The 26,485-nt window shown below is 70.3% G+C and carries 24 protein-coding genes; 16 read left to right on the top strand and 8 right to left on the bottom strand.

Annotated features, from left to right (window positions below):
• The first annotated feature begins 12 nt into the window (after positions 1-12).
• A complete protein-coding gene (locus tag QQ657_RS13325; RefSeq protein ID WP_284742405.1) occupies positions 13-1,611 on the top strand; it encodes an FAD-binding protein in 1,599 nt (532 codons plus the stop codon).
• A 36-nt stretch (positions 1,612-1,647) separates the two neighbouring features.
• Complete coding sequence (locus tag QQ657_RS13320; protein ID WP_284742404.1) at positions 1,648-2,376, top strand: hypothetical protein; 729 nt, start codon at positions 1,648-1,650, stop codon at positions 2,374-2,376.
• Between the two features lie 3 nt (positions 2,377-2,379).
• Here QQ657_RS13320 and QQ657_RS13315 read toward each other — a convergent pair whose 3' ends face one another.
• The gene (locus QQ657_RS13315; protein ID WP_284742403.1) at positions 2,380-4,020 is read right to left on the bottom strand and encodes a thiolase C-terminal domain-containing protein; all 1,641 of its coding nucleotides are present in this window, start codon (positions 4,018-4,020) and stop codon (positions 2,380-2,382) included.
• 169 nt (positions 4,021-4,189) lie between these two features.
• On the opposite strand from QQ657_RS13315, the gene QQ657_RS13310 reads away from it, so the two are divergent.
• Genes QQ657_RS13310 through QQ657_RS13265 form a run of 10 tightly spaced genes read left to right on the top strand, consistent with a single transcriptional unit; the run spans position 4,190 to position 13,385 of the window.
• Positions 4,190-5,335 (top strand): amidohydrolase family protein, encoded by a 1,146-nt coding sequence (locus tag QQ657_RS13310; protein ID WP_284742402.1) that lies wholly within the window; start codon positions 4,190-4,192, stop codon positions 5,333-5,335.
• Positions 5,332-5,532 (top strand): hypothetical protein, encoded by a 201-nt coding sequence (locus tag QQ657_RS13305; protein ID WP_284742401.1) that lies wholly within the window; start codon positions 5,332-5,334, stop codon positions 5,530-5,532. Before QQ657_RS13310 ends, QQ657_RS13305 begins: the two co-directional genes overlap by 4 nt.
• Complete coding sequence (locus QQ657_RS13300) at positions 5,529-6,347, top strand: mycofactocin-coupled SDR family oxidoreductase (RefSeq protein WP_284742400.1); 819 nt, start codon at positions 5,529-5,531, stop codon at positions 6,345-6,347. The genes QQ657_RS13305 and QQ657_RS13300 overlap by 4 nt, the downstream gene beginning before the upstream one ends.
• A complete protein-coding gene (locus tag QQ657_RS13295; RefSeq protein ID WP_284742399.1) occupies positions 6,344-7,144 on the top strand; it encodes an NAD(P)-dependent oxidoreductase in 801 nt (266 codons plus the stop codon). Before QQ657_RS13300 ends, QQ657_RS13295 begins: the two co-directional genes overlap by 4 nt.
• On the top strand, positions 7,141-7,329 hold the full coding sequence (locus QQ657_RS13290) for a ferredoxin (RefSeq protein WP_284742398.1): 189 nt from the start codon (positions 7,141-7,143) through the stop codon (positions 7,327-7,329). Before QQ657_RS13295 ends, QQ657_RS13290 begins: the two co-directional genes overlap by 4 nt.
• A 28-nt stretch (positions 7,330-7,357) precedes the next feature.
• Positions 7,358-8,593 (top strand): CaiB/BaiF CoA transferase family protein, encoded by a 1,236-nt coding sequence (locus QQ657_RS13285; protein WP_284742397.1) that lies wholly within the window; start codon positions 7,358-7,360, stop codon positions 8,591-8,593.
• Positions 8,594-8,604: 11 nt separating this feature from the next.
• Positions 8,605-9,804 carry a cytochrome P450 gene (locus tag QQ657_RS13280; RefSeq protein ID WP_284742396.1) on the top strand — a complete coding sequence of 400 codons (1,200 nt, stop codon included), beginning with the start codon at positions 8,605-8,607 and terminating at the stop codon, positions 9,802-9,804.
• Between the two features lie 4 nt (positions 9,805-9,808).
• Positions 9,809-10,918 (top strand): acyl-CoA dehydrogenase family protein, encoded by a 1,110-nt coding sequence (locus QQ657_RS13275; RefSeq protein ID WP_284742395.1) that lies wholly within the window; start codon positions 9,809-9,811, stop codon positions 10,916-10,918.
• Positions 10,915-12,114: an acyl-CoA dehydrogenase family protein gene (locus QQ657_RS13270; protein ID WP_284742394.1), complete on the top strand. Its 1,200-nt coding sequence runs from the start codon at positions 10,915-10,917 to the stop codon at positions 12,112-12,114. The genes QQ657_RS13275 and QQ657_RS13270 overlap by 4 nt, the downstream gene beginning before the upstream one ends.
• Positions 12,111-13,385, top strand: coding sequence for an FAS1-like dehydratase domain-containing protein (locus QQ657_RS13265; RefSeq protein ID WP_284742393.1), 1,275 nt, complete (start codon positions 12,111-12,113; stop codon positions 13,383-13,385). Before QQ657_RS13270 ends, QQ657_RS13265 begins: the two co-directional genes overlap by 4 nt.
• Here QQ657_RS13265 and QQ657_RS13260 read toward each other — a convergent pair.
• From QQ657_RS13260 to QQ657_RS13250, 3 genes are all read right to left on the bottom strand, one after another.
• Complete coding sequence (locus tag QQ657_RS13260; protein ID WP_284742392.1) at positions 13,366-14,838, bottom strand: FadR/GntR family transcriptional regulator; 1,473 nt, start codon at positions 14,836-14,838, stop codon at positions 13,366-13,368. The genes QQ657_RS13265 and QQ657_RS13260 overlap by 20 nt on opposite strands.
• Before the next feature lie 100 nt (positions 14,839-14,938).
• The gene (locus QQ657_RS13255) at positions 14,939-15,709 is read right to left on the bottom strand and encodes an SDR family NAD(P)-dependent oxidoreductase (RefSeq protein WP_284742391.1); all 771 of its coding nucleotides are present in this window, start codon (positions 15,707-15,709) and stop codon (positions 14,939-14,941) included.
• Between the two features lie 18 nt (positions 15,710-15,727).
• The gene (locus QQ657_RS13250; protein WP_284742390.1) at positions 15,728-16,822 is read right to left on the bottom strand and encodes an acyl-CoA dehydrogenase family protein; all 1,095 of its coding nucleotides are present in this window, start codon (positions 16,820-16,822) and stop codon (positions 15,728-15,730) included.
• A 96-nt stretch (positions 16,823-16,918) separates the two neighbouring features.
• On the opposite strand from QQ657_RS13250, the gene QQ657_RS13245 reads away from it, so the two are divergent.
• The 3 genes from QQ657_RS13245 to QQ657_RS56705 all read left to right on the top strand — a co-directional run bounded on the left by QQ657_RS13245 (position 16,919) and on the right by QQ657_RS56705 (position 19,679).
• A complete protein-coding gene (locus QQ657_RS13245) occupies positions 16,919-18,106 on the top strand; it encodes an acyl-CoA dehydrogenase family protein (RefSeq protein ID WP_284742389.1) in 1,188 nt (395 codons plus the stop codon).
• Positions 18,107-18,603: 497 nt separating this feature from the next.
• Positions 18,604-19,023 carry an enediyne antibiotic chromoprotein gene (locus QQ657_RS13240; protein WP_284742388.1) on the top strand — a complete coding sequence of 140 codons (420 nt, stop codon included), beginning with the start codon at positions 18,604-18,606 and terminating at the stop codon, positions 19,021-19,023.
• Positions 19,024-19,055: 32 nt separating this feature from the next.
• Positions 19,056-19,679 carry an alpha/beta hydrolase fold domain-containing protein gene (locus QQ657_RS56705; protein WP_350310673.1) on the top strand — a complete coding sequence of 208 codons (624 nt, stop codon included), beginning with the start codon at positions 19,056-19,058 and terminating at the stop codon, positions 19,677-19,679.
• Positions 19,680-19,783: 104 nt separating this feature from the next.
• On the opposite strand, the gene QQ657_RS13230 is transcribed toward QQ657_RS56705, so the two are convergent.
• The 3 genes from QQ657_RS13230 to QQ657_RS13220 all read right to left on the bottom strand — a co-directional run bounded on the left by QQ657_RS13230 (position 19,784) and on the right by QQ657_RS13220 (position 23,698).
• Positions 19,784-21,283 (bottom strand): alpha/beta hydrolase domain-containing protein, encoded by a 1,500-nt coding sequence (locus QQ657_RS13230; protein WP_284742484.1) that lies wholly within the window; start codon positions 21,281-21,283, stop codon positions 19,784-19,786.
• Positions 21,284-21,482: 199 nt separating this feature from the next.
• Positions 21,483-22,640 (bottom strand): acyl-CoA dehydrogenase family protein, encoded by a 1,158-nt coding sequence (locus QQ657_RS13225; RefSeq protein WP_284742386.1) that lies wholly within the window; start codon positions 22,638-22,640, stop codon positions 21,483-21,485.
• Positions 22,640-23,698 (bottom strand): alcohol dehydrogenase catalytic domain-containing protein, encoded by a 1,059-nt coding sequence (locus QQ657_RS13220; protein WP_284742385.1) that lies wholly within the window; start codon positions 23,696-23,698, stop codon positions 22,640-22,642. Before QQ657_RS13220 ends, QQ657_RS13225 begins: the two co-directional genes overlap by 1 nt.
• An 87-nt stretch (positions 23,699-23,785) precedes the next feature.
• Between QQ657_RS13220 and QQ657_RS13215 the strand changes: the two genes are divergently transcribed.
• A complete protein-coding gene (locus QQ657_RS13215) occupies positions 23,786-25,726 on the top strand; it encodes an alpha-ketoacid dehydrogenase subunit alpha/beta (protein ID WP_284742384.1) in 1,941 nt (646 codons plus the stop codon).
• A gap of 1 nt (position 25,727) precedes the next feature.
• Here the strand turns inward: QQ657_RS13215 and QQ657_RS13210 are convergent, their stop codons facing one another.
• Positions 25,728-26,423 carry a TetR/AcrR family transcriptional regulator gene (locus tag QQ657_RS13210; RefSeq protein WP_284742383.1) on the bottom strand — a complete coding sequence of 232 codons (696 nt, stop codon included), beginning with the start codon at positions 26,421-26,423 and terminating at the stop codon, positions 25,728-25,730.
• Between the last annotated feature and the right edge of the window lie 62 nt (positions 26,424-26,485).

The raw sequence follows: 26,485 nt of genomic DNA, 5'->3' as shown, positions 1-26,485 counted from the left end.
GGAGGTAGCCGGATGACCACGAACGGGGACACCTACGACATCGTCGTCGTCGGGTCCGGGGGAGGAGGCCTGATCGGGGCTTACGCGGCGGCCTCGCGCGGCTTGCGTACGCTCGTCCTCGAGAAGACCGATCTCGTCGGCGGCACGACCGCCTACTCGGGCGCGGGCCTGTGGTTCCCGGGCTCCGCCCCCATCGCGCGGGCGGGCGTCGACGACGACGTCGAGAACGCCCGGAAGTACCTGAGGGCCGTCGTCGACGACAGCTCTCGGGAGGCACTCCAGGACGCCTACCTGGAGGCGGGTGCCCAGCTAATCGACGAACTCGAGAAGAACGCCTGGTTCCAGTCGTTCGTGCACGGGCCCGTCCCGGACTACTACCCGGCGGTGCCCGGCGCCACCCTGCACGGACGCACCATCTTCCCGCCCCCGCTGGCGCTGGCCGAACTCGGTGACGACGCCGGGCTCGTCCGCCGGTCCATCCCCGCCGAGCGGTGGGACAAGGAAGAAGGACCGGTCGTCAGCGGCGGCCGCGCGCTGATCGGCCGGGCCCTGGCGGCGTTCCTCGGGACCGGCAACGGGTTCCTGTGCACCGAAACGGCGCTGGAGAGCCTCGTGGTCGAGGACGGCCGGGTCGCCGGGGTGACGGCCATGAGCGGCGGTGCGCCGGTCACGTTCCTCGCCACCCACGGGGTCCTCCTCGCCGCCGGCGGCTTCGAGCGCAACGGAGAGCTGCGCGCGAAGCACCAACCCGTCCCGCTCACCGGTGAGTGGTCCAACGGCGCGCCCGGCAACACCGGTGACGCGCTCCTGGCCGGGATCGCGGCCGGCGCGGCGACGGACCTGCTCGACGAGTCGTGGTACGTCCCGGGTCTCATCTATCCGGATGGCCTGCCGGTCTTCCACTCCGGGACCCGGGGCGGCCTGTGGGTCAACGGCGCGGGCGAGCGGTTCGTCAACGAGTCGGCCCCGTACGACCAGGTCGGGCACACGATGGCGCGCCTGCACGCGACCACCGGTGTCTCGCACGTGCCCACGCACTGGGTGTTCGGCCAGGGACAGCTGGACCGCGACAGCTTCGGCGGGTCACCCGAGCAGCCGCCGGGGGCCGAGTGGTTCACCTCGGGGGCGCTCAAGAAGGCCGACACCCTCGAGGAACTGGCCGAGCTGATCGGGGTTCCGTTCGGGGCGTTGAGCCGGACGGTGGAGCAGTTCAACGGCTACGCGCGCACCGGTGTCGACGAGAAGTTCCACCGCGGTGAGACACCGTGGGATCAGATTTTCCACCACATCGTGCCTTTCCCGGCCTTCCCCGAGCAGAACTACCCGGGGAAGCCCTCGCCCGGCCTCCCGAACCCGCTCCTGATGCCCGTGGACACCCCGCCGTTCTACGCCGCGACCGTCGTCCTGTCCGACATCGGCACGAAGGGCGGCCTGAAGACCGACGAGAACGCGCGGGTGCTGCGCCCCGACGGTCAGCCGATCGAAGGTCTCTACGCGGCCGGGAACACGGCGGCCGCGATGTCGGGCCGGGTGTACCCGGGGGCGGGCACCCCGATCGGTTCGAGTCTCGCCTTCGCCTACCGCGCCGTGCTGGACATGGCCTCGGCCTGACTGGCCTGCCCGATCCGACGGATCAAAGGAGATCTCGTGGACGACAAAGTCAAGTTCCGCCTCTACCGGCTCTCGGTCTGGTGCGGGGTGGCGGTCCTGGTGGCCTTCACCGTCGCCTTCACCATCGTCGGCAAGCTGACACCGCCCATCTCACCGACCGCGACGGCCGACCAGGTGGCGGGATTCCTGGCCCAGAACCGGTCGGGGATCCTGTGGGCCGTCGTGATCATGGGCGTGTTCGCTCCGCTGTTCTACCCGTTCGCCGTCGTCACGAGCCTGCAGATGCGCCGGATCGAAGGCGGCTGGGGCCTGCTGTCGATGGTCCAGCTGACGACCGCGGTGGTCGCCCCGACCGGCTGGCTCTACCCGATGGCGGTGTTCGCCACGGCCGCGTACCGGCCGGGCCGGGATCCGCAGCTGGTGCTGCTCCTGAGCGACCAGTTCTGGCTGACCTATGTCGGGATCGCGGCAATCTTCGTCGTGAACGTCGCGGTGATCGGTGTCTCGGCACTGGTCGACCGCCGGCCGAAGCCGGTGTTCCCGCGCTGGTTCGGCTGGCTGAACATCATCGCGGCGGTCGCCCTGCTGCCCGGGGTCTTCGTGTACGTCTCGTCCGACGGGCCGTTCGCCTGGAACGGGCTGTTCGCGATGATCATCCCGTCGGTGGCATTCCTCGTCTGGAAGGTCTCGATGCTCGTCGTGCTGTTCCGCGCGGTGAAGTCGGAGGAGCTCGAAGCCCGCGAGGTGGTTCCCGCGACGGCGTGACCCTCACTCCGTCCGCAGCAGCAGGACCCCGGAGGGCACACCGCCGCCCGAGGTGACGACCGCCGTCCGCGCTCCGCCGACCTGACGGCCGTGTGCTTCACCGCGAAGCTGGAGCATCGCCTCGCGGACGAAGCCGTAGCCGTGGAGGCGGCCTGCCGAAAGCTGCCCGCCGTGCGGGTTGAGCGGCAGGCCGCCGCCGAGGGCGATCGTCTTGCCGCCGTCGACGAAGCCCGTAGCCTCGCCGGGGCCGCAGAAGCCGAGGTTCTCCAGCCAGGACACGGCGTTGAACGTGAACCCGTCGTAGAGCAGGGCGACGTCCACGTCGGCCGGCGTCAGGTCGGTGCGGGTCCACACGTGGGCCGACGGGCCCCGGGACTGCGGGACGTGGGCCAGCGTGTCCTGGTCCCAGCTGATCCGCTCCAGGATCGCCGTGCCGGCCGCTTCGACCAGCACGGGCGGCTTCGGGCGGTCGGCCGCGGTCTCGATCGCCGAGACGACGACCGCCACTGCCCCGTCGCACGGCACGTCGCAGTCGTACAGCCCGAACGGCGTCGTGACCGTGCGAGCGGCGTAGTAGTCGTCCATCGTCAGCGGGTCGCGGTAGAGCGCCTCGGGGTTGCGGGCCGCGCCGGTCCTGGCGGTGACCGCGATGGCGCCGAGCACGTCGCGGCCGACACCGTAGCGGTGCAGGTAGTGCGAGGCGTGGCAGCCGATCCACTGGGCCGCCGACATGGCGCCGAAGGGTGCCCGCCATTCGAACATCCCGGTGGCCCGGGCATCGCTGCGTTGCCACTCGCCGGAGCGGACCATCGCGGCGTGCGAGGACTCCCAGACTGTGCGGAAGCAGAGCACATGCCGGCACAGGCCGGCCGAAACGGCCAGCATGGCCGCGGTGATCGACCCGATCTGCCCCGGGACCTCGTTGCCGCCGTTGATCCACGTGGGCCGCACCTGCAGCGCCTCGGTCAGCGCGGTGATCCCGCCTTCGCTCAGGCCGGTCGGGTTCGGTCCCGGGTAGGTGGACAGCCCGTCGATCTCGTCGAGGTCGAGCCCGGCGTCCGCCACGGCGGCCAGGCACGCGTCGACGGTCAGCGAGATCGGATCGACCATCAGCCGCCGTCCCACGCGGGACTGCCCGACGCCGGTCAGCGCGACCGCGTCCTCGAACTTCCGCGGGGAAGCCATCGGGCGCAAGGAGCTCCGGACGTCGCGGGGCTCGGGCAGCGGGCCCGGTCCGTCGGCATCGGGGTCGGGCTCGAACAGCGGGAGGTGGACGTCGCCGTGCTGCTCGAACCGCACCCGGACCCGCATCCCGACGTGCACGTCGGCCGGCTCGCAGCCGACGACGTTGGTCGTCAGCCGGGCCCGGTCGTCCTCGGCGAGCGCAACGACGGCGACGACGTACGGCGGCGGGAACTCGGGCAGCCACGTCTGGTGCGTGACGCTGAACCCGGCGACGGTCGCCTTTCCCGAGGTGGGGGCCAGGTCCACCGCCCGGCTGCGGCAGCCGGGGCACACCGGGCCCGGCGGGTGGAAGAACCGGCCGCAGTCGCCGCACCGGTGCATCCGCAGCACGCCGTCGGCACCGGAACGCCAGAACCCGGCGCTCGCGAGCGTGGGCTGCGGCAGGGGGCGCGAGGTCATCGCAGGTCCTCTCGACGGGATCTAATGAGGATACTTAATAGGCTAAGTTGATGGGCTCAAGGGGTTGAAAACTCGGGATCTGGCGGTGCATGCTGAGGATCAGGTATACACAATGCGTCGCCGGACGTGGGTTCCCGGAACGCCACGATCATGACGAGGGAGTGCGACGATGCCGTTGCAGCCAGAAATGAAGCTGCTGTCGACCGACGATCACCTGATCGAGCCCCCGGGCCTGTGGTCGGACCGGTTGCCGGCGAAACACCGTGAAGCCGGTCCCCGGATCGTGGAGCAGCCGCGCGGCGGCGGGGCGTCCCCTGCCGAGGTCTGGCGCTACGAAGACCGGATCTACCCGTACATCGGGCTGAACGCCGTCGCCGGTAAGAAGCCCGAGGAGTTCGGCATGGAGCCGACCCGCTACGACGAGATGATCCCCGGCTGCTACGACCCCAAGGCGCGGCTGCGGGACATGGACCTCGACGGCGTCTGGGGCGCCTTGTGCTTCCCGTCGTTCCCGCGGTTCGCCGGCACGGTCTTCCTCGAAGGCAAGGACACCGAGCTCGCGCTCCTGTGCGTGCAGGCGTGGAACGACTTCGTGTTCGACGAGTGGTGCGCGGCCGGACCCGACCGGCTGATCCCGCTCGTCATCCTGCCCCTGTGGGACGTGCCGGCGTGCGTGGCCGAGATCCACCGCGCCGCGGCCCGGGGCGCGAAGGCGATCTCGTTCCCGGAGAACCCGGCCCCGCTCGGACTTCCGTCGTTTCACACCGATCACTGGGATCCCGTGTTCTCCGCGGCCGAAGAAACGGACATGCCGCTGTGCCTGCACTTCGGCACTTCGGGCAGCGCGCCGAGGACCGCCCCGGAAGCACCTTTCGCCGTGACGATCGCGTTGTTCGGCTGCAACTCGATGTACGCGACCGCGGACCTGCTGTTCTCGTCGGTGCTGCACAAGCACCCGCGGCTGAAGATCGGGCTGTCCGAAGGCGGGATTGGCTGGGTGCCGTACCTGCTGGAGCGCATCGACACCACCTGGGAGCGGCACCGGTTCTACCAGAACGTCAACCAGGAGGTGCGGCCGTCGGAGCTGTTCCGCGAGCACTTCCACGGGTGCTTCATCGACGACCGGTTCGGGGTGAAGTCGCGCCACGACATCGGCGTCGACCTCATCACCTGGGAGTGCGACTACCCGCACTCCGATTCGTACTGGCCGAAGAGCCGCGCCTACGCGGCCGAAGTGCTCGCCGACGTCCCGGACGACGAAGCGCACCGGATCGTCGAGCTGAACACCCGCCGCCTCTACAACTTCCCCGCATGAGCCGGCGCCCCGAAGCCGAGCGGTCCGACTGGACCGACCTCGACCTGCTGACTCGCGACGAAGCCGCCGGCCGCCTCCGGGAAGAGATCGCCGAGATCGAACAGACGCTCGGCGACACCACCGGCGCCGAGCGCGAACTCCTCGACACACGGTTGCGCGCCCTGCGCGAAGCCGCCGACGACTTGGCCACGCCGTGACCGCGGGGCGGGTGGCCGGCAAGGTCGCGCTCATCACCGGCGCGGCCCGCGGCCAAGGCCGCTCCCACGCCGTGCGGCTGGCGGAGGAAGGCGCCGACGTCGTCGTCACCGACGTCTGCCACGACATCAGCACCGCCTTGCCCTATCCGCTCGCGTCGAAGGACCAGCTCGAGGAAACCGCCGGCCTGGTCCGGGCGACGGGCCGCCGGTGCGTCGTCCTCCAGGCCGACGTCCGCGCGGTCACGGAACTCCGGGCCGCCGTGGACGCGGCCTTCGCCGAGCTGGGCCGGCTGGACATCGTCGTGGCGAACGCCGGAGTCATGAGTTCGGGCAGCGCCTGGGAACTGTCCGAAGAGGAATGGGACGTCGTCATGGACGTCAACCTCAAGGGAACCTGGAACACGACACGTGCGGCGATCCCCCGGATGATCGAGGCGGGGACCGGTGGTTCGCTCGTGCTGATCAGCTCGGCCGCGGGCATCCGTGGCCACGTGCCGTACGCGCACTACGTCGCGAGCAAGCACGGGGTCGTCGGCCTGATGAAGGCACTGTCGAACGAGCTGGCGAAACACCGGATCCGGGTCAACACCGTCCACCCCACCGGGGTCAGCGACACGGGCATAGGCACCGGCGTCCCGATGGAGGAACTCGCCGCCCGCGAACCGCTGTTCGGGATGGGCGCGATGAACCCCTTGGCCCCGTTCGTGGAACCGCGCGACGTTTCCAACGCCGTGCTGTTCCTGGCCTCGGACGAAGCTCGGTACGTCACCGGCCTGCAGTTCACGGTCGACGCGGGCGGGACGAACAAACCGTGATCGGGTTCGTCGGCGCCGGGAACCTGGGTGAACCGATGGTCGAGCGGCTGCTCGCGGCCGGGCACCGGGTCCGTGTGTACGTGCGGCGCGTGGAGGTCCGCGACCGGCTCCGGGAGGCTGGCGCCGAACTCGCTGACGAGGTGACCGACCTCGCCGGCTGCGACGCGGTCATCAGCTGCCTCTACAGCGACGCCCAGGTGCTGGACGTGCTATCCGGACTCCTCCGGGTGCTGGACCCGCTGACGGTGCTGGTGTCCCACACGACCGGAGCGCCCGGCACCCTCGACCGCCTGGCCGCCGGCCACCCGGCGATCGTGGACGCGGCTTTCAGCGGGACGGCGGAGTCGGTCCGCGCCGGTCGCCTGGCGGTGTACCTCGGCGGCGAGCCCGGGGACGTGGCCACCGCCCGCGACGTCGTGGCCGCCTACGCGGACCCAATCATCGCGACGGGACCCCGAGGTTCGGCGCTGCGGGTGAAGCTGCTCAACAACGCGCTGTTCGCGGCGATCTCCCAGGTGACGTTGCGCGGCCTGGAAGCCGCCCGCGACCTGGGGATCGACGAAGACGTCCTGCTCGAGGTCCTCGCGGTCAGCAGCGGCGGGAGCAGCGCGGCACGGTACGTCGCCGCGCGGGGCGGGGCCGAACGCTATGCCGCCGCCATCACGCCGTTCCTCCGCAAGGACCTGGAGGCGTGCCGGGCCGAGCTCGGCCCCGGCCTCGCGGAACTGCTGGCCGTCGCCCACGACGGCCCGCTGGACCTCGGCGCCATCGCTCACGAGAACGGAGTTGCTCGATGAACGTCATTGTGGACACCCGGCTCTGCTCCGGGCACGCGCGCTGCGCGGCGTCCGCCCCGGAAGTGTTCGAACTGGACGACAACGGCTACGCCCTGCCCCTCGAGCAGGACGTCCCGCCCGACCGGCTGGACCAGGCGCGCGAGGGTGCCTTCGCGTGCCCCGAGCGGGCCATCACCGTCGACTGACCACCCGAACCGGCAAAGGAGGCGGCCCGTGGTGCACCGGCCGATGGAAGGCGTGCGGGTTCTGGAGGTCGCGCAGTTCACCTTCGTGCCCGCGGCGGGCGCGGTGCTCGCGGACTGGGGTGCCGACGTCATCAAGATCGAGCACGCCGAGCGCGGCGACGGCCAGCGCGGCTTGTCCCGCGTGCTCGGCCTGGCGACGGCGAGCGAAGGCTCGTCGTTCCTACCGATCATGGAAGGGCCGAACCGGGGCAAGCGCAGCGTCGGGCTGGCGCTGGAGAAGCCCTCCGCGCGCGGCGTGTTCGAAGAGCTGGTCCGCTCCAGCGACGTGTTCCTCACCAACTTCCTGCCCGGCGCCCGGGCCAAGCTCAAGATCGACGTCGACGACATCCGCGCGATCAACCCCGACATCGTCTACGTGCGGGGAAGCGGGTTCGGCGCCCGCGGGCCGGAAGCGGACAAGGGCGGCTACGACAGCACGGCGTTCTGGGCCCGCGGTGGCAGCGCGGCCGGGGTGACCACGCCGGACGCCGACCGGACGCCGCGGATGCCGGCCGGCGCCTACGGCGACGCGATCGGGGGCATGACGATCGCCGGCGGCATCGCCGCGGCGCTGTACTCGCGCCAGATCACCGGCGCGCCTTCGATCATCGACGTCTCGCTGCTCGGCGTCGGCGCATGGGCCACGCAGTACACGGTCAACCAGGCGCTGATGAAGGGCGGGCCACTGCCGCCCCGGGAACACCCGAAGCACGGCTCGGCCACCAACCCGCTGATCGGCGGCTACCGGACCGCCGACGGCCGGTGGCTGGAGTTCGCGATGCTGCAGCCCGGCCGGTACTGGCCGGAGTTCTGCCGGCTCGCCGGCCGGCCCGACCTCGCGGCCGACGAGCGTTTCGCCGACGTCGAGAAGATCATGGCCAACGCCGCCGAGGCCGCCAGGATCGTAGCGGAGCTCGTCGCCGGCCGGACGTTCGCCGAATGGACCGAAATCCTGTCGCGGGGCGAAGGCCAGTGGGCCGCTGTACAGAACTCGTGGGAAGTGGGACAGGACCCGTCCCTGCGGGCGAACGGCCTGATCACCAAGGTCGTCGACGCCGAAGGGGAAGAACGCGAGCTGGTGGCGAATCCCGTGCAGTTCGAGGAAACCCCGGTGACGCTGACCCGCGCACCCCTGTTCGCCGAGCACACCGACGAAGTCCTGCGCGAGCTCGGGCTCTCCGACGAGGAGCTCATCCAGCTGAAGATCGACGGCGCCGCCACCTGAAGGGACCAGTCTTGAGCACCACACTCGAACCCGAGGGCACCTACGAAGGTGTGCCGATGTACCACTACGACAACACCGCGGGCGGCGCGGTCCTGAGCCACCACGAGCGCTGGGACGCGATCGCCGCGACGCATTCGGGTTTCCGCAGCAGCGTCTCCCACGGGTACTGGGTCGTCACGGACGGCACGGCGGTGCAGGAATCCCTGCAGGACTGGCGGACGTTCTCCAACACCTCGGTGACGGCGCTGGACCCCGAACCGAAGTTCTTGTGGATCCCGGAGATGCTCGACCCGCCGCTGCACACGCAGTGGCGGAGGTTGCTGGGCCGGGAGTTCTCGCCCAAGTCGGTCGCCGCGCGGGAGCCGGAGATCCGGCGCATCGCGGTCGAGCTGATCGACGGGCTGAAGGACCAGGGTGGTGCCGACGTGCTCGACCGGTTCGCGCGCCGGTTCCCGACGGTGATCTTCCTGCGCCTGATGGGGCTGCCCGAAGAGGATCTCGACATGTTCCTCGAGTGGGTGCACAACCTCCTGCACCTGTCCTACGAGGAGGATCCCGACCGCAGCCGGCAGCTGGCGGCGATCACCGGCGCGTCGGCCTACTTCGCGGAGCAGATCGCGCTGAGGCGGGAAAAGCCTCGCGACGACCTGCTGTCCCACGCGATGACGTGGGAGATCAACGGCGAGCTGATCTCCGATCGCGACCTGCACGCGTTCTGCGTGCTGATGTTCCAGGCCGGCCTGGACACCGTCCCGATCTCGGTCGGCTGGGCGCTCTACCACTTCGCCACGCACCCGGACCAGCGCCGGGCGATCCTCGCCGACTCCTCGCTCATCCCGACGAGTGTCGAAGAGATCCTGCGGGTCTACTCGTTCGTCATCCCCGCCCGCAAGGCGACCAAGGATGTCGAAGTCGGCGGCTGCCCGGTCAAGGCGGGGGAGATGGTGATGCTGCCGCTTGTGGTGACCAACCGCGACCCGGCGCGGTACGAGAACCCCCTGGAAGTGGACCTGACCCGCGCGACCAGCAACCACATCGCGTTCGGCTCGGGGCCGCACCGCTGCCTCGGTTCGCACCTGGCCCGGCTCGAACTGAACATCGCGATCGAGGAGTGGCACAAGCGGATCCCGGACTACCGGATCGCGGCGGGCCAGGAACTCGAACAGACCGGGAACATGTACGGCATCAAGTCGCTCCGCCTCGAGTGGTGAACGCGTGACGTCGATTTTGGCCGATGAGCACGAAGAACTCCGCGCGGCCGTCCGCCGGTTCCTGACGGAGAAGTCGCCGAGCGACGCGGTCCGGCGCTGGATGGAGTCCGACGGCGGGTTCGACCCGGACCTGTGGCGGCTGGCGGCCGGGCAACTCGGGCTGCCCGGTGTGGCGGTGTCGGAGGAACACGGTGGCGCGGGCGGAGGCCCGGCCGAGCTCGCCGTGGTTCTGGAGGAGACCGGGCGGGCGCTGCTGCCCTCGCCGTTCTTCGCGACGGTCGCGCTCGCCGGGCAAGCCCTGGCTGCCTCCGGTGACGACACGGCCCAGGCGCGCTGGCTGCCCGGCATCGCCGACGGCTCGCTGACCGCGACGCTCGCCGTGACCGAGGAAAGCGGTTCGTGGCAACCGGAAGACGTCACCACGACGGCGGCCGGCGGGACGGTGACCGGCACCAAGATGTTCGTCGTCGACGGCGACTCGGCCGCCCTCCTGCTCGTCGTCGCGCGCACCGACGCCGGCTTGGGGCTGTTCGCCGTCGAGGGCGACGCACCCGGGGTCACCCGCACGCGCCTCGACACCCTCGACCTCACCCGGCGGCTGGGGCGGATCGACTTCGACGCCGCCCCGGCCGTACCTGTCGGGCCGGCCGGCGACGCGGTCGTGCGGCAGGCGCTCGACCTCGCCGTGGTCGCGCTGGCGGCCGAACAAGTCGGCGGCGCCCAGGCCTGTCTGGACGCCGCCGTGGAGTACGCGACGGTCCGTGTGCAGTTCGGCCGGCCGATCGGCACCTTCCAGGCGATCAAGCACAAGTGCGCCGACATGCTCCTGCGCGTCGAGTCCGCGCGGTCGGCGGCACGGCACGCCGCGGCCGTGGCGGCCGGCGAACCGGCCGAGCTGCCGATGGCCGCGGCGCTGGCCGCCGCGTACTGCTCCGACACATACACGTACGTCGCGAAGGAAAACCTGCAGGTCCACGGCGGGATCGGCTACACCTGGGAACACGACGCGCACCTGCACCTACGCCGGGCCAAGTCCTCGGAGCAGCTGTTCGGCGCGCCGGCCGCGCATCGCGCGCGGGTGGCCGAGCTGGCCGGGTTCGGCGGCCCCTGGTGACCTCGACCGCTTCGCCGTGCCACAGCTCCCTCACCGACGACGAGTTCCGGGAGCACCTGCGGACCTTCCTGATCAGCCACCACCCCGGTCGCCGCCCGAAGGACCCGGCGGCCCGGCTCGCCTGGCAGAAGTCCTGGCTCGCCACGTTGTTCGACGCCGGGTACGCGGGCCCGAGCTGGCCGCGCGAGTACGGCGGGATGGACCTGAGCTTCGCCCGTCAGGTGATCTACCAGGAGGAGTACGCGAGAGCCCGGGTACCGGGCCCGCTCGGTACCGGCGTCGGCATCGCCGCGCCCACGCTCATCCGCTACGGCACCGAGGAGCAGAAGGAACGGCACCTGCGCCCCATGCTGCGCGGGGACAAGGTCTGGGCGCAGGGCTACTCCGAGCCGGACGCGGGTTCGGACCTTCCGGCGCTGCGCACGACAGCTCGCCGGGAGGGCGACCACTACGTCGTCAACGGCCAGAAGGTGTGGAACAGCGCGGCCGACATCGCCGACGTCCTCTTCACCCTCGTCCGTACCGGCGACGCCTGGTCGAGACAGGACGGGATCAGCTACCTGCTCGTCGACGCGCACGCGCCCGGCGTGACCGTGCGTCCCCTGCGCGACCTGACCGGCGACGCGCACTTCTGCGAGATCTTCTTCACCGACGTCCGGGTACCCGTGGCCGACCGCGTCGGTGAGGAGAACGGCGGCTGGCCACTCGTGCGCACCAGCCTCGGCCATGAACGCGCGGCGGGGGCGATGAACCAGGCCGCGCGCTACCGGCGGGTGCTCGACGAGCTGGTCGAACTGGCGCGGGACCGTGGCGCGCTCGCCGACTCGCTGGTGCGCGACCGGCTCGCGGACTTCGAGATTCGCGTGCGGATCATGCGCTACACCGGCATGCGGACGATCGCCGACATCCTGGCCACGGGGGAGCCCGGGCCGGCGTCGTCGACGTCGCGCCTGTTCATCGTCACTTTCGAACAGGACCTGCACGAGTTCGCGCTCGGCCTGCTCGGCCCCTACGGGGTGCTCGGGCGGAACGATCCGCACGCTGTCGAGCGGGGCCGCTGGGTGTGGGGGTTCCTGCGCACCCGCGCGTCGAGCATCGGCGCCGGCACCGCCGAGATCCAGCGCAACACCATCGCCGAGCAGGTGCTGGGCCTGCCGCGCGACCCGGCCATGCCCCACCGAGAGGACTCTCGTTGACGACCACCGAGCAGCAGGCCGCCGGGTTCGGCCTCTTGACCGACGAAGCCATCGACCGGTCCCGGCGGCGCCTCGGCGTCCCGCGGCCGCAGCGCAACCCGCCGCACAACCACGAGGTGACCTGGGACGGCGTCCGGCACTTCGCTTACGGCTATGGCGATGACAACCCGCTGTACTGCGACCCCGGCTACGCGGCCGGTACCCGCTGGGGCGCGCTGGTCGCGCCGCCGTCGTTCCTCTACACGATGGGGGAGGACGCCGCTCCGGAACCGGACGCGGAGACCAAGGCGCTGTTGAAGGGCGACCCGTTCGCCGGGCTCGGCTCGTACCAGGCGGTCATGGAGTTCGAATGGTGGCGGCCGCTGCTGCAGGGGGACCGCTGCCGGGTGCTCCAGACCCAGGTCGGGGTCCAGCCCAAGCGAAGCAGCTTCGGTGGGCGCACCGCGCACGTGACGCAGGATTACCTGTACACCAACGGTGAGGGCGAGATGCACGCCGTCCGCCGGGGCACGTGGATCAACGCCGAGCGGCACACGTCGAAGAAGCGCGCGAAGGAAACCCTGACGCAGCAGCCGTATACGCCCCAACAGCTGGCTGAGATCGACGCCGCCTACGCGGCCGAAGCCCGTCGCGGGGCCGAGCCGCGGTACTGGGAAGACGTCGAGCTCGGCGAAGTGCTGCAGCCCAAGGTGAAGGGCCCGCTCACCACGACCGACGTGATCGTCTGGCACCTCGGCTGGGGAATGCAGCTGACCCCGCCGGGAGCGTTCAAGATCGCCGCGGACGTCCGTCGCAAGGCGCCGGGCCTCTACCCACCCAACGGCCTGAACATCCCCGACACCGTGCAGCGCCTGCACTGGGAGCCCGCGCGGGCGACCGAGCTGGGACTGCCGAACCCCTACGACTACGGCGGCATGCGCGAAACCTGGCTGTGCCACCTGATCACCGACTGGATCGGCGACGACGGCTGGCTGTGGAAACTGCGGTGTGAGCACCGCAAGTTCAACTACCTCGGCGACACGACCTGGGTGCGCGGCGAGATCGTGGACAAGCAGGTCGTCGACGGGCGCGCCGAGGTGCACCTGGCAGTGAGGTGTGAGAACCAGCGCGGCGAGGTCACCACCCCCGGCACGGCGGTCGTGCTCTTGCCGACCCGCGAGCACTCCGTCGAGCTCCCGCGGCCACCCGCGCCCGACCTGCGGGGCATGGTCGCGCACGAACTGGCGCGGTTCAGCGTTCCCGCCGAGGGGGTCAGTGCCACCACGGGATGAGGGCGTCGAGGTGCCGCCGCATCCGGTGCCGGGCGACCCCGGCGTCGCCTTGCCGGATCGCGTCGAGGATCCGCTGGTGGACGTACTGGACCTCCTCCGCGGCGGCGTCCCCGGGCAACGGCCGGTCCTGGCCGGAGGCGTGCCGGCGGAACAGCTCGGTGATGATGCGCAGGAACAGTGTCAGCACCGGGTTGCCGGCCAGGTCGGCCAGCTCGGCATGGAAGAGGTCGGCCTTGCGGGGCTCGCCGGGCGGGCCTTCGGTGGGCCGCCGGACCGCGGCTTCGAGACGCTCGACGATCTCTTCGTCGCCGGTCTCGGCGTAACGCTCGGCGACCCGGCCGACGGTCCCCAGCTCGATGGCGTCGCGCACGATCCGCAGGTCGTCCGCCTGTACGCCCTGGTACTCCAGGAACAAGGCCATCGTGTCGATACTGGCCTGCGGCTCGGGGGCGGCGACGATCAGCCCGCCCCCAGGGCCGCGGCGCATCCGGGCGACCGAGTGGTACTCCAGCAGCCGCACGGCCTCGCGCAGCACGGCACGGCTGATCCCGTACCGCGCCAGCAGCTCGGCTTCCGAGCCGAGGGCCGAGCCGATCTGCCAGCCGTGGCCGGCGATGTCGTCGTGGATCCGCGCGGCGACGACCTCGGCGAGCTTGGCCCGCGGGCCTTCCACCAGCTCGGGCTCGACCACGCTGCCGCCGGTCCGCGGCCGCTGGACGCGGTGCTTCGCGATCCACGCCCCGACCCACTCGAGGTGCTCGGTCAACGACGTCTGGGCCCGGGCTCCGTCGCCGATGATCACGGCGTCGGCGACGGCGTGGTGTGCCGCGTGGGAGGCCTCCTGCGAGGCCTGGATCTCCGCCTTGGTGACCCGCTGGGACGTGTGCGCGTACCGGGCGGTGAGGCGGGTGAGGATGTCGATGAACAGGTGCAGCACCGGGTTCCCGGACAGCCGGCCGAGCAGCGGGTGCACCGGGTCCTGCGCTTCGAGTCCCGCCCGGCCTTCGTGGACGGTCTCCTCGGAGAGCACCGCACGCAGGGTTTCGATGCCCTCCTCGGTGATCCGGTCCGCGGCGAGGCCGGCGGCGATCGGCTCGAGCAGCAGCCGCGCCTGGAGGAGGTCGGTGATGCTGGTGCCGATGTACTCGAGGTAGATCACCATCGACCGGGTGGCCGGGCCGGCGTCGGGAGCGCACACGAGCAGGCCGCCGTTGGGCCCCCGGCGCATCCGGGCGACCTGGTGGTGTTCGACCAACCGCACCGCTTCCCGTAGGACCGCGCGGCTCACTTCGAACTGCTCACGCAGGTCCTGTTCGGACCCGAGCGACTCCCCGACGGGCCAGCCCCGGCGGATGATGTCGGCCTCGATGCGGTGCGCGATCCGGCCGGCGAGCGTGCCGGTTTTGGCGTCGGGGACGTCCTCGGCGGGGTCGAGGTCGACGGCGGGCGCCATACAGCCAACTCCTCAGGACGGCAATTGCGTATCCTCAGTCTAATCCTTCCCGGTCGGCGGACACGGCAACGCACCGCCGGAGCGATGAAGGGGATACTGTTCAGCGCGGTCCGAACCGCTGTCCGGCGTCCAGCCGCAAGCATTGGCCGTTGAGCATCGGGTTGTCGATGATGGCCAGTACCAGCTTCGCATACTCGGCGGGGTGGCCCAGGCGCTTCGGGAACGCGGCGTCCTTGACGAGCGCTGTCTTCGTCTCGGCCGGAATCTTGCTCACCGCGCCGGTTTCGAACAGGCTCGGTGCGATCGCCAGTACCCGGATGCCCAGCGAGCCGAGGTCGCGGGCCATGGTGAGGCACATGCCGGCGATGGCGGCCTTCGCCGCGCTGTAGGCGACCTGGCCGATCTGACCTTCGAACGCGGCGATCGAGGCGGTGTTCACGATGACCCCGCGTTCCCCGGTGACGTCCGGGTCCTCGGGTTCGTTGCGGCTCATGTGGGCCGCGGCGAGCCGGCTGATGTTGAACGTCGCCACCGCGTTGAGGTCGAGCACCTGGCGGAACGTCGCGAGGTCGTGCGGACCGTCCTTGCCGAGAGTGCGCCGGGCCACGCCGCCACCCGCGGTGGTGACCGTGACGTGGAGCCCGCCGAGGTCCTCGACCGCGGCAGCCAGGGCCTGCTCGGTGGCGCCGAAGTCGGTGACGTCGGCGGGCTGGAACCGGCCGCCGATCGCCGCGGCCACGTCCGCGCCGGCGGAGCCGGGCCGGTCGAGTACCACGACGTCGGCGCCGCGGGCCGCGAGGAGCTCGGCGCTGGCGCGCCCCATGCCGGACGCGCCGCCGATGACGACGGCCTTCTTGCCCTTGATCTCCAACGAGCTTCCTCTCCTCGGTCAGGCCGGCTTCCGGACCAGCTCGCACAGCCGGTCGCGGTGGACCGCGGCGTCGCCGTGAAGCACGGCGTCGGTATGCGCGCGGCGCAGGTAGTGGTGCAGGTCGTGTTCCCAGGTGAAGCCGATCCCGCCGTGCAGCTGCAGCGCTTCGCCGGCCACCTCCCCCGCCACGGCACTCGCGTGCGACGCAGCGACACAGGCGGCGCGCTCGGCGTCCGGGCTCTCCGCGTCCGCGGCCATCGCCGCGTAGTAAGCGGCGGCACGGGTGCCGAGGACGAGCATCATCATCGTCGCGCACTTGTGCTTGACCGCCTGGAACGAACCCAGCGACCGGCCGAACTGGACGCGCGTCTTGACGTGGTCGACGGTCATCTCCAGCAGCCGCTCCAGCACCCCGAGCGTCTCGGCCGCGAGCAGGATCGACCCTTCGTCCAGCAGCCGCTGGACGTCGCCGCCGACGTGGCGCTCCCGGGGCACCCGAACGCCGTCGAGCCGGACCTCGTAGAACGCACGAGTCAGATCGAGGACGCGCTGCTTCCGCACGGTGACGCCGGGCGCGTCCCGGTCGACCAGGAACGACGCCGGTCCGGCCCCGTCGTGCGCGGTGACCAGCAGCCAGCTTGCCCCGCCCGCGTCCTGCACCGCCGTTTTGACGCCGTCGAGGACCACGGCGGCACCGTCGGCACGCGCGGTGGCCCGGACGCCGTCCGGGGTCCATGGCGAGCCGGGCTCGGCGAACGCCCAGGTGGCCCAGCCCGTCCCGGCCGCCAGCAATGGGAGCACCTCGGCCCGCAGCGGTTCCGGGCCACCGCGGGCGAGGGCGCGGCCGACGAGGGTGGTGGGCAGGAACGGCCCGCGCGCGGCGGCGCGGCCGACCTCCTCGGCGACCAGCGCGAACTCCACCAGTCCCTGGCCGGAACCGCCGAACTCGTCGGGCAGTGCCAGGCCGGGCCAGCCCTGGGCGGCTGTCAGCCGCCAGAGCTGCGGGTCGACGTCGTCGTCCCGACCGGGGTCGCCGTCCGGAGCCTGGTCGGAGAGCAACTTGCGTACCGCGTCGCGCAGCATCACCTGCTCGTCACTGAGCTCGAAGTCCACGCGAATAAGTTATCCTCTTTTATGGCATGAGTCGAGATAATCGCGACTTCTGGTCGGCGAGATGGCAGTTGAGTGACCTCATAAGGAGCGGATGCGATGCGGCTGGAGCCCACCCCCGAGCTCGAGGCGTTCCGGCGGCGGGTGCGGGCGTTCGTCGCCGAGCACGCTCCTGGCGTCAAGGCCCACACGGGCGTGCGGGCACCCGCAGCCGACCTCGTCCCGGCGATCCGGACGTGGACCGCCAAGCTCTACGAGGCCGGCTTCCTCGGGATCACGTGGCCGGCCGAGTACGGCGGTCTGCCCGATGCGCACCCGCTCGAACCCTCGATCGTCGCCGAGGAGATCGCCCGCGCCCGCACCTGGCCGCCCATCGGCGCGGCCACCCTCGCCGCGGCCGCGGTGATCGAATTCGGCACGGACGCGCAGCGCGCCCACTACCTGTCGCGGATCCGCACCGGTGAGGACATCTGGTGCCAGCTGTTCAGCGAGCCGGGCGCGGGCAGTGACCTGGCCGCGCTGCAGACCCGTGCGCGTCGCGAAGGTGACGTCTTCGTCGTGGACGGCCAGAAGGTGTGGACCACCAACGGCCAGTACGCCGACCTCGGTTACCTGCTCGCGCGCACCGACCCGGACGCACCCAAGCACCGCGGCATCACGGCGTTCGTCCTGGACATGCGCAGCCCCGGCGTCGACGTCCGGCCGTTGCGCGAGATCACCGGCACCACCGACTTCAACGAGGTCTTCCTCGACGACGCCCGCATCCCGGCGTCGAACGTGATCGGCGAGGTCGACGGCGGCTGGCGCGTCGCGATGAGCAGCCTCGGTCACGAGCGCTCCGGGGTCGCGGCCCGCGGGGTAGAGCTGTTCGCGGCGCTCGACGACCTGCTCCGCCTCGCGGAAGAAGCTCTCGAAGACTCCGCCACGCGGCAGGCGATCGGCGAACTCGCCACCCGCACCCACGTCAACGCCGCGATGATCGGCCTCGCCCAGTCCCGGATGCTGCACGGCACCGAACAGCCGGCGGACGCGATGCTCGGGAAGATCTTCTTCAGCGAGCTCAACCACGACCTCACGGCCTTCGGCGTCCGGCTCCAGGGCACCCAGGGCCTGCTGGTGGAGGGCGACCCCGACGTGGCCGCCGACGGCTGGTGGCAGGACGCGCAGCTGTACTCGCGGGCGTACACGATCGCCGGGGGTGCGAACGAGGTCCTCCGCACCCAGATCGCTGAACGGGGGCTCGGGCTGCCCCGGGACGCCGGGCAGACGGACAAATCCCGGTCCTGACGTCCGCCTCGGCGGAATCGACCGGGGTCGTCGTATCCGCGCGGCGTCGCGTGCCCAGGCGCAGCCGGCCGCGATAATCGGCGGGCTGCGCGGCCGCGACCTCGTCGACGCCGCCGGCGGCTTCACCCGACGCTGGCCAGGAGACCAGCGAGCTGATCGCGGGGCCCGAGCCGCTCGCCGCCGCGGAGCAGGCCGACGACGTCCGAGCTTCCGGTGGCGGTAAGAAATTAGCGCCATTCATCAAAAGAATGCTCGCGCGGCACGCAATTCGAGCTTAAAATCCCTCCGGGGAAAGTTGCCGAGTATCCGGATAAGGTGATCGGCGGTGACAATTTGACAGCGCGGAAACCTGGTGGCAACATGGTTTTCTGATTGTCGAAGCACGATTTGCCTGGAACGGTGGCCGCTAGCCTCTGACGCATCGGAATCGGTAGCGCGACGTCTTCTGGCGACGTACGCCGGGTTTCTCGGTGCCCAAAAGAAAAGGTGGATGCACCATGAATAACTCTGTCAAATTCTCCGCAACGGCGATTTTCGCGGTCGGGTTGCTGCTGGCCGGGGCCGGCTCGGCTTCCGCCGCGACCACGCTCACGGTCGATCCGGCCACCGGCCTGACTGACGGGCAGGTCGTGTCCGTCGCCGCCGCCGGGTTCACCGCCAACGAGACCGTCACGATCCTGGAGTGCGTCAACAGCGAGACCGACGTCGCCTGTGACTTGGCGAACCAGGGCGCCGCCACCACCGACGACACCGGTACGGCGGCCACCACCTACGCGGTCCACTCGGCGTTCACCGGGGTCAACCCGCTCACCGGGAAGACCACCGGGCCGGTGGACTGCACGACCGGTGCGGGCTGCTCGCTGATCGCGCTGGACAGCGCCTTCGCGTACGCCAGTGCCCCGATCGCCTTCGGCTGATCCGCTCCTTGCAAGTTCTTTGACACCCGCCTATGAAGTTCGGGTGGGCATCGACACCACCGACGGCCGCGAACTCCGCGCTATGCGCTCGCGCGCGACGATGTTCGCGGCCGCCGTGGAATTGGTGTCCGGACGGGGCCGCCTGCGCGATCAAACCGCGGCCGCTGTCCCCGAGATTCCCGGCCGTACCGGCGAATCACGGTCCCGACCCGGCGCGGCCCGATACCCGCCACGCTCTACCGGCCGCCGGAGGGCGCTCCGGCGAACGGGGTCTACGTCAACGCCCACGACGGTGGGTTCTTGGTGGTTGGCTCGGTCGGGGACGACCCGCTGTGGCAGTGTCTCGCCGAGCACACCGGATGGGGGAGGCCGTCGACACCGCCCACGTTCCCGACGTCGCCCGCCGCACGGACCCGCCGGCGTCCCCGGCGCGGGGGACCAATGGTGACGGCTTGGCGGGGATCGCGCCCGCTCTAGTGATCACCTGCGATCACGACAAGTTGCGCGCCGAAGCTGTCGCCTACGCGGGGCAAGCTCGCGGAGGCCGGCAAGCCGGTGGTCGCGCCGACCCGACCACCGGGTCACAGGTCTCGAGAACTCTCGGCGAATACGGCCGGCGGGGTGTCGGCACCTGTGGCTTCGGTGTCGCGACGTGACGTGCAGAAGAACCGGATTACCGTCACGATCTGCGGATCATGAGATCATGACGGCAATCCGGCCTTTTGCGTCGGCGGCCGGCTATCGGTGCAGCCTGCGACGGTCAGCTGCCCACGGTAGAGGCGTTGGCGGCTGCGATGAGTTTGCCGGTATCCGCGGGGCGGATGAACCCGGCGCGGGTTGCGTCGATGGTCGCGAGTGCCCACTTGGTGATGAATGTTGCGTGGTGGGGATACATGGCGTCCAGCTTGGCGGCGTTGAACGGGGTCGTCGTGCCGAACAGGAAGCAGAATCCGTCCCCGGCTTGACCGAGACCGGACAGGCTGGCGACCGGGACCTCGACCGACGGGGTGCGTACACCGCCTTTGACATTGCCGTTGTCGTCTAGCACGAACGATGCCGGCGATGTGGAGGTGTCCACTTGCAGGCGAGGGGCTCGCGGCGGCGTCTCGCCCGTGGCGACCCAGCGGTTCAACCAGTACTGCGCAGAATTGAGCACGTAGTGCTGCTCGCCGGTGTTGATCGGTGACGTGCACGTGATGAGTCCGCGCCCGGTGGTGGTGGGCGGATCGAGCATCGCCGCGAACTCCTGAGCGTCGGTGGTACCGCTTCCGTCATCGGCGGGGCCAAGGTCGCCGATGTAGTGGTCGGCATGCGCTGTGCCAGCCAATTCCCAGAGTCGGATGGCCGGAGAGTCGTCCTGCCGGTCGGCCAGATAGCCGAGCGTGATGAGGTCGCTCTCGGTCTCCACGACGAGCACCGGCGCACCGACGTCACGTCGGAAGTGGACGATCGCAGGTGTCGGTACGTCGTCCTGGGGTGACTGTGAAAGCGCTGCGCTGCCACCCCCGCGGCTGTGCACCAAGAAGCCGTCGTACACGCGCGAGAGGGGCTGGACCGCGTTGATATAGGTGGTAAGGCGGAATGCGGACTGCGACTCGCCTTCGGCCAGGACCTTGACGGGCCGGAGTCCGCCGAGGACTTGTGCTGCAGAATCTCTGACGGCCTTGCCTGCTTGCGAGAAGATGTCGTAGGAGTAGCTGTCACCGGGATGAGACAAGGGGAGATAGCGGAGTGGGTCGAGTACTTTGTCGCTGGTCACGCCGGCACTTTGAGCTGAGACGCCGACCCAGGCGAAGCCGTTGCGAATCAGTTCTGTATGACTGGCCATCCATTCGGGCGCTGCGTCGGCTGAGCCGGAGACGTTGAGCCACTCTATGACGACAGTCCCGTTGAAACGAGTGGCGTCGGCAGGCCGGTAGGTGACCAGCCGAGTGGTGTACGGCGCCATGGTCGTGGGCGCCACCTGCCATGTGCCGTCGGATCCGAACGGCGCCGTCGGCTTATAGGCATTGGCTGTGCCTGTAACGAAGTATTCAGACTGCGTATAGCCTACGCGGCCGAGGTCGAACGTCGTTGTTCCCGGCAACACGATGGCACCAAGTCCGCCTGTGACGGGGCCTGAGACCTTGGGGCTCGCAGTCGAGGCGAGGGCGTGGGGCGCCGGCAGGCTGACAGCCCACGCGGCGGTGGGAGGGGAATACGAGAGCGCAGTCGCGAGGATGACCCCTGCTGCTGCTGAGAGTCCACGTTTTAGTCTCATTTTCGACACACCTTTCGCAACGTTGCCCAGGGTTCGAAATATTGGCGATGGACAAGCTTTGCGAAGACGCTACCGCTAATTTTATTAACTCGTCAATCCTTAACCCTGTGTGAGTGTCTTATGATGCGCGAGGCTCTGCCTGGATACTCATTGAGTGCTTGTTTTGTGGTGAAACTTGTCACCGCCTTATTGGTTTTACTCAACGGTGGGTCGACGTTATCGCCTTTGCGATGACGTTGCGCTGGACCTCGTTGGTGCCTTCGCCGATTTCCAGGATCTTGGCGTCGGCGTAGAAGCGGGAGATCTCGGACTCGCGGATGTAGCCGTAGCCGCCGTGGATCTGGACGCTTGCGCTGGCCGCGCGGTTGGCGACCTCCGAGGCGTACAGCTTGGCCATGGCCGCCTCCTTGCCGAACGGCCGCCCTCGGTCGCCGAGCCAGGCCGCGCGGTAGACCAGGCCACGCGCGGCTTCGATCTCCGTGGCCATGTCGGCGAGCTTGTGCCCGACCGCCTGGAACCCGCTCAGCGGGCGTCCGAACTGGTGCCGATCGCCGGCGTGCCGGATCGCGAGGTCGAGCGCGGCCTGCGCGAGCGACAGCGCCAAGGCGGCGACACTGATCCGGCCCGCGTCGAGCACTTCGAGGAACTGCCGAAGCCCGTTGCCCTCCTCGCCGATGAGGTGGTCCCCGGTCAGCCGGCAGTCGGTGAACACGAGTTCGCGCGTGTCCATCGCGTGCCAGCCGAGCTTGCGCAGTGGTTGTCCCTTCTCGTAGCCGGGGGTGCCGTCGGGGACGAAGAACGTGCCGAAACGCTTCTTGCCGCCGTCGCCCCCGCCGGTCACCGCGAGGACCGTGACGCCGAGGCTCATCTCCGTGCCGGCGTTGCTGATGAACATCTTGGTGCCGTTGAGCACCCAGCCGTCGCCGTCGCGGCGGGCCTGGGTGCGGATCGCGGCGGCGTCCGAACCCGCGGTCGGTTCGGTGAGCCCGAACGCGCCGATGTTCTGCCCCGACGCCAGGGGAGCGAGCCACTTCTGCTTCTGGTCTTCGGTGCCGAAGGTCGCCAGCGGCAGCGAGGCGATCGTCGAATGCGCGTTCCACGCCGAGGCCACCGACTGGTCTACCGCCCCGAGTGCCTCCATCGCGGCCACATAGGACACGAAACCCGCGTTCGCCCCGCCGTAGGCCTCGTCGACGAGCATGCCCATCAGGCCCAGCCCGCCGAGCTTGCGGAACACTTCGGCGGGGAAGTACGCGCGCTCGGACCAGTCCGCCGCGTACGGCGCGATCTCCTTGGCAGCGAAGTCCCGGCAGAGGCGCTGCACCGCGAGAGTCTCCTCGGGCAGATCGAAATCCATCAGTGCTCCTTCGGGTTCAGCAGGATCTTCAGGTGCCGGCCGCGGTCGCCCTCGAGCTCCGCGAACGCGTCGAGCCCCTTCGACAGCGGGAACACGCCGGTGAGCAGCGGACTCGGATCGAACCGGCCGTCGGCGATCAGGTCCAGGACCCGGGGGAGGTCGAAGTTGTACCCGAGCGAGCCGAGCACGGTCCGCTCGAACGGGACGATCTGCGTGATCGGCAGGGACGCCGAGCCGCCGCTGATCCCGGCGAGGACGACCCGGCCACCACGGCGGACCGTGGTCACGGCGAGCTCGACGAGCTCCGGCCGCCCGGTGGCTTCGACAACGATGTCGGGGCCTACCCGGCCGGTACGAAGGAAGACCTCGCGCCGAACGTCGGCCGTCATGGGGTCGAAGACCTCCGTTGCGCCGAGCCCGGCGGCGCGTTCGGCGCGCTCGGGCACCGGCTCGCTGACGTAGATGCCCGCGGCGCCGGCCAGCTTCACCGCCATCAGGACGGCGACGCCGATCGGGCCGGCGCCGAGGACGAGCACGTGGTCACCGGGCTGCACCGCCGCGCGGCGCACCGCGTGCAGCCCGACGGCGAGTGGCTCGGCCAGCGCGGCTACCTCGTCGGAAACCCCGTCGGGGATCCTGACGAGCCCGTCCACCGGCACGGTGACCAAAGGGGCGAAAGCACCGTCGGAGGCAAGACCGACAGAACCGCCCTTCGCGCAGATGTGGTACTCGCCGTGACGGCACCAGCGGCAGGTCCCGCAGCGCAGGCACGGGTCGACGACCACTCGCGTGCCGACGTCGATCCCAAGGACCGGGCCGCCCAGCGCGGTCACCCGGCCGCTGAACTCGTGCCCGAGCGTGACCGGTGGGGCGTGCCCGGTCAAGGGGTGCGGGCCGGTGCGGATGAGGTTCGGGCCGTGCCGGACTTCGTGCAGATCCGTGCCGCAGACGCCGCTGTAGGCCACCTCCACGACGGCTTCGCCCGGTCCGGGGCGGCCCGGTCGCGGCACGTCGTCCAGTCGCAGATCTCCTCTTCCGTGCCACCGCAGGGCATGCATGCCGACCACCTTGTATTTTCGACCATTCGGTACAAGAATCGTGGTTCCTCGCCGAATGTCAAGAGGAAGGCAGGAATGGGAAACGCGATGACCACCGAAGCGCTCTCTGAGATGTACCGGAGGATGCGCCTGATCCGGCAGTTCGAGGACCGCGCGTCCCGGCTGTACCGCGCAGGCGAAATCCCCGGCTTCCTGCACCTGTCCATCGGGCAGGAAGCCTCCGCGGTCGGCGCGTGCTGGCCGCTGGACGAGCGTGACGCCGTGACCTCGACCCACCGCGGGCACGGCCACTGCATCGCCAAGGGGCTCGACGTGGCGGGCATGTTCGCCGAGCTTATGGGCCGGGAGACCGGGACCTGCCGGGGACGCGGCGGCTCCATGCACATCGCCGACCCGCGCCAGGGCGTCTTCGGGGCCAACGGGATCGTAGCCGCCGGCCTGCCGATCGCGGCGGGCGCGGCGACGGCCGCCCAACTGCGTGACCAGGGCGGGGTCGTGCTGGCGTTCTTCGGGGACGGCGCTGTCGCGCAGGGCATGTTCCACGAGGCCGTCAACCTCGCCGCCGTCTGGCAGCTGCCGGTGGTCTTCTGCTGCGAGAACAACCACTACGCCGAGTTCTCCCCGGCGGCCGATCAGCACCGCGCGACGCTGGCCGACCGTGCCCGCGGCTACGGGGTGGACTTCGCGCATGTCGACGGCAACGACGTCGTGGCCGTCGCCGAGACGATGATCGACTTGGTGGCGAAACTCCGCTCCGGCGGCGGCCCGGTGCTCCTGGAAGCCGAGACCTATCGCTGGCACGGGCACTACGAGGGTGACCCGGAGCGCTATCGTGACCCGGCCGAGCTGGCCGAGTGGAAGACCCGGGACCCCTTGGTGAGGCCGGCGGCCCGCCTCGACGCGCAGCGGGTCGCCGAGATCGACCGGGAGGTCGACGCGCTGATCGAGCAGGCCGTCGCCGAGGCGCGGGCGGCAGCCGAGCCGGCCCCGGAGACGCTGCACCACTACGTCGGCGTGCCTCGCGAGCCGGTGCCGGAACCGCCTGAGGCGGAGGGCGAGGTCTTCCGCACGATGGACGCGATCCACGAGGCCCTGGACCACGAGCTGGCCGCCGACGCCGGCGTGTTCCTGGCCGGGATCGACGTCGGTGCCGGCGGTAACGTCTTCGGCTTGACGCGCGGCCTGGCAGCGAAGTACCCAGGCCGGGTGCGGGACACTCCTATCTCCGAGAGCGCGGTTGTCGGGGTGGGGGTCGGCGCGGCGATGGCCGGCCTGCGGCCGGTGGTGGAGCTGATGTACTTCGACTTTATCGGCGTGTGCCTGGACCAGTTGATGAACCAGGCCGCCAAGCTGCGGTTCATGACCGGCGGCGCGGTGCGCCTCCCGCTGGTCGTGCGGACGCAGTTCGGCGCGGGCAAGTCGTCGGGCAGTCAGCACTCGCAGAGCCTGGAGGCCCTGCTCGCGCACATCCCCGGGCTCACCGTGGTGATGCCGTCGACTCCGGCGGACACCTACGGCCTGCTGCGGGCGGCGATCCGGGACCCCAATCCCGTGGTCTTCGTCGAGAACCGCCTGCTCTACGGACGCAAGGGGCCGCGCCCGGACCCGGGCCACCTGATCCCGCTCGGGCGGGCGGCGATCCGCCGGGAAGGCACCGACGTCACGCTCGTGTCGTACTCGAAGCTCGTGCACGACTGCGCGGCAGTCGCCGAGCAGCTGGCGGGCGACGGGATCAGCGTGGAGGTGATCGACCTCCGGACGATCGCGCCGCTCGACACGGAGACGGTCCTGCGTTCCCTCGCCAAGACCGGCCGGCTCGTCATCGCCCACCAGGCGGTCGAGCGGTTCGGCGTGGGGGCGGAGCTGGCCGCCGTGGCCGCCCAGGAGGGCTTCTGGACCCTCGACGCCCCGGTGATCCGGGTCGGCGCGGCGGCCACGCCGGCACCGTACGCGCCGTCACTCGAGCGGGCGTGGCTGCCCGATCAACAGCGGATCGCCGCGGCGATCCGCCGGTCGATGTGCCTCTGAATCACTCGTTCGGGGGGGCGGGCGGGAGCCCGGCGATGGGTGTCCGCCGCTGGGCGAGGAAGTCGCGAAAGCGGTCCTCGAGGTCGTCGACCTGGTAGGCGGGGCTGCGGAATCCCACGACGAGGGTGGTGCAGTATTCCCGGGCCAGCGTCTCCGCGTCCCATTCGCCGCCCGGCTTCACCCACTGGTAGGTGTGGTTGTGCATGTTCAGGAACTGCAGCATCGCCAGCCGCGGGTCCATCTTGCGGAACGAGCCGTCGTCCATGGCGGCGGTCAGCAGGTCCTGGACGATCTTTTCGAACTCGCGGCGCTGGCGAAGCAACCGCGCGCGGTTCGTCCCGCGCAGGTTGCGGTAGTCGTGCTCGTACACCCACACGTGGTCCAGCCGGGCCAGGATGTTCTCCAGGAGCGTCTGCGACAGCAGCCGCAGCCGCAGCACCGGGTCCTCGTCCAGGGCCGCTATCCGGCGCGCCGAGCTCAGCAACGGACGCAGCACCCGGTCCTGGATCTCGACGAGCAGGTTCTCCTTCGACCCGATGTAATAGTACAGCGCACCCTTGGCCAGTCCGGCCACCTGGCCGATCTCCGCGATGCCGGTGGCCGCGTACCCCTGCTTGGCGAACAGCTCCGCGGCCCGGTCGATGATCTCCTGACGCTTGATCTCGAAACCCGGCCCGTGCCCCGGTGGTCTTGGCATGGCTCAGCAGCCTATGCGCACTGCAGGCGCGGCGCTGGCTCCGCCCCGGAAAAGGGATCAAC

The sequence above is a fragment of the Amycolatopsis ponsaeliensis genome, assembly GCF_030182635.1.
GTDB classification, from domain to species: Bacteria; Actinomycetota; Actinomycetes; order Mycobacteriales; family Pseudonocardiaceae; genus Amycolatopsis; species Amycolatopsis ponsaeliensis.
Note: the sequence above shows the minus strand (reverse complement) of the source record. Positions and strands in the feature narration are given on the sequence as shown.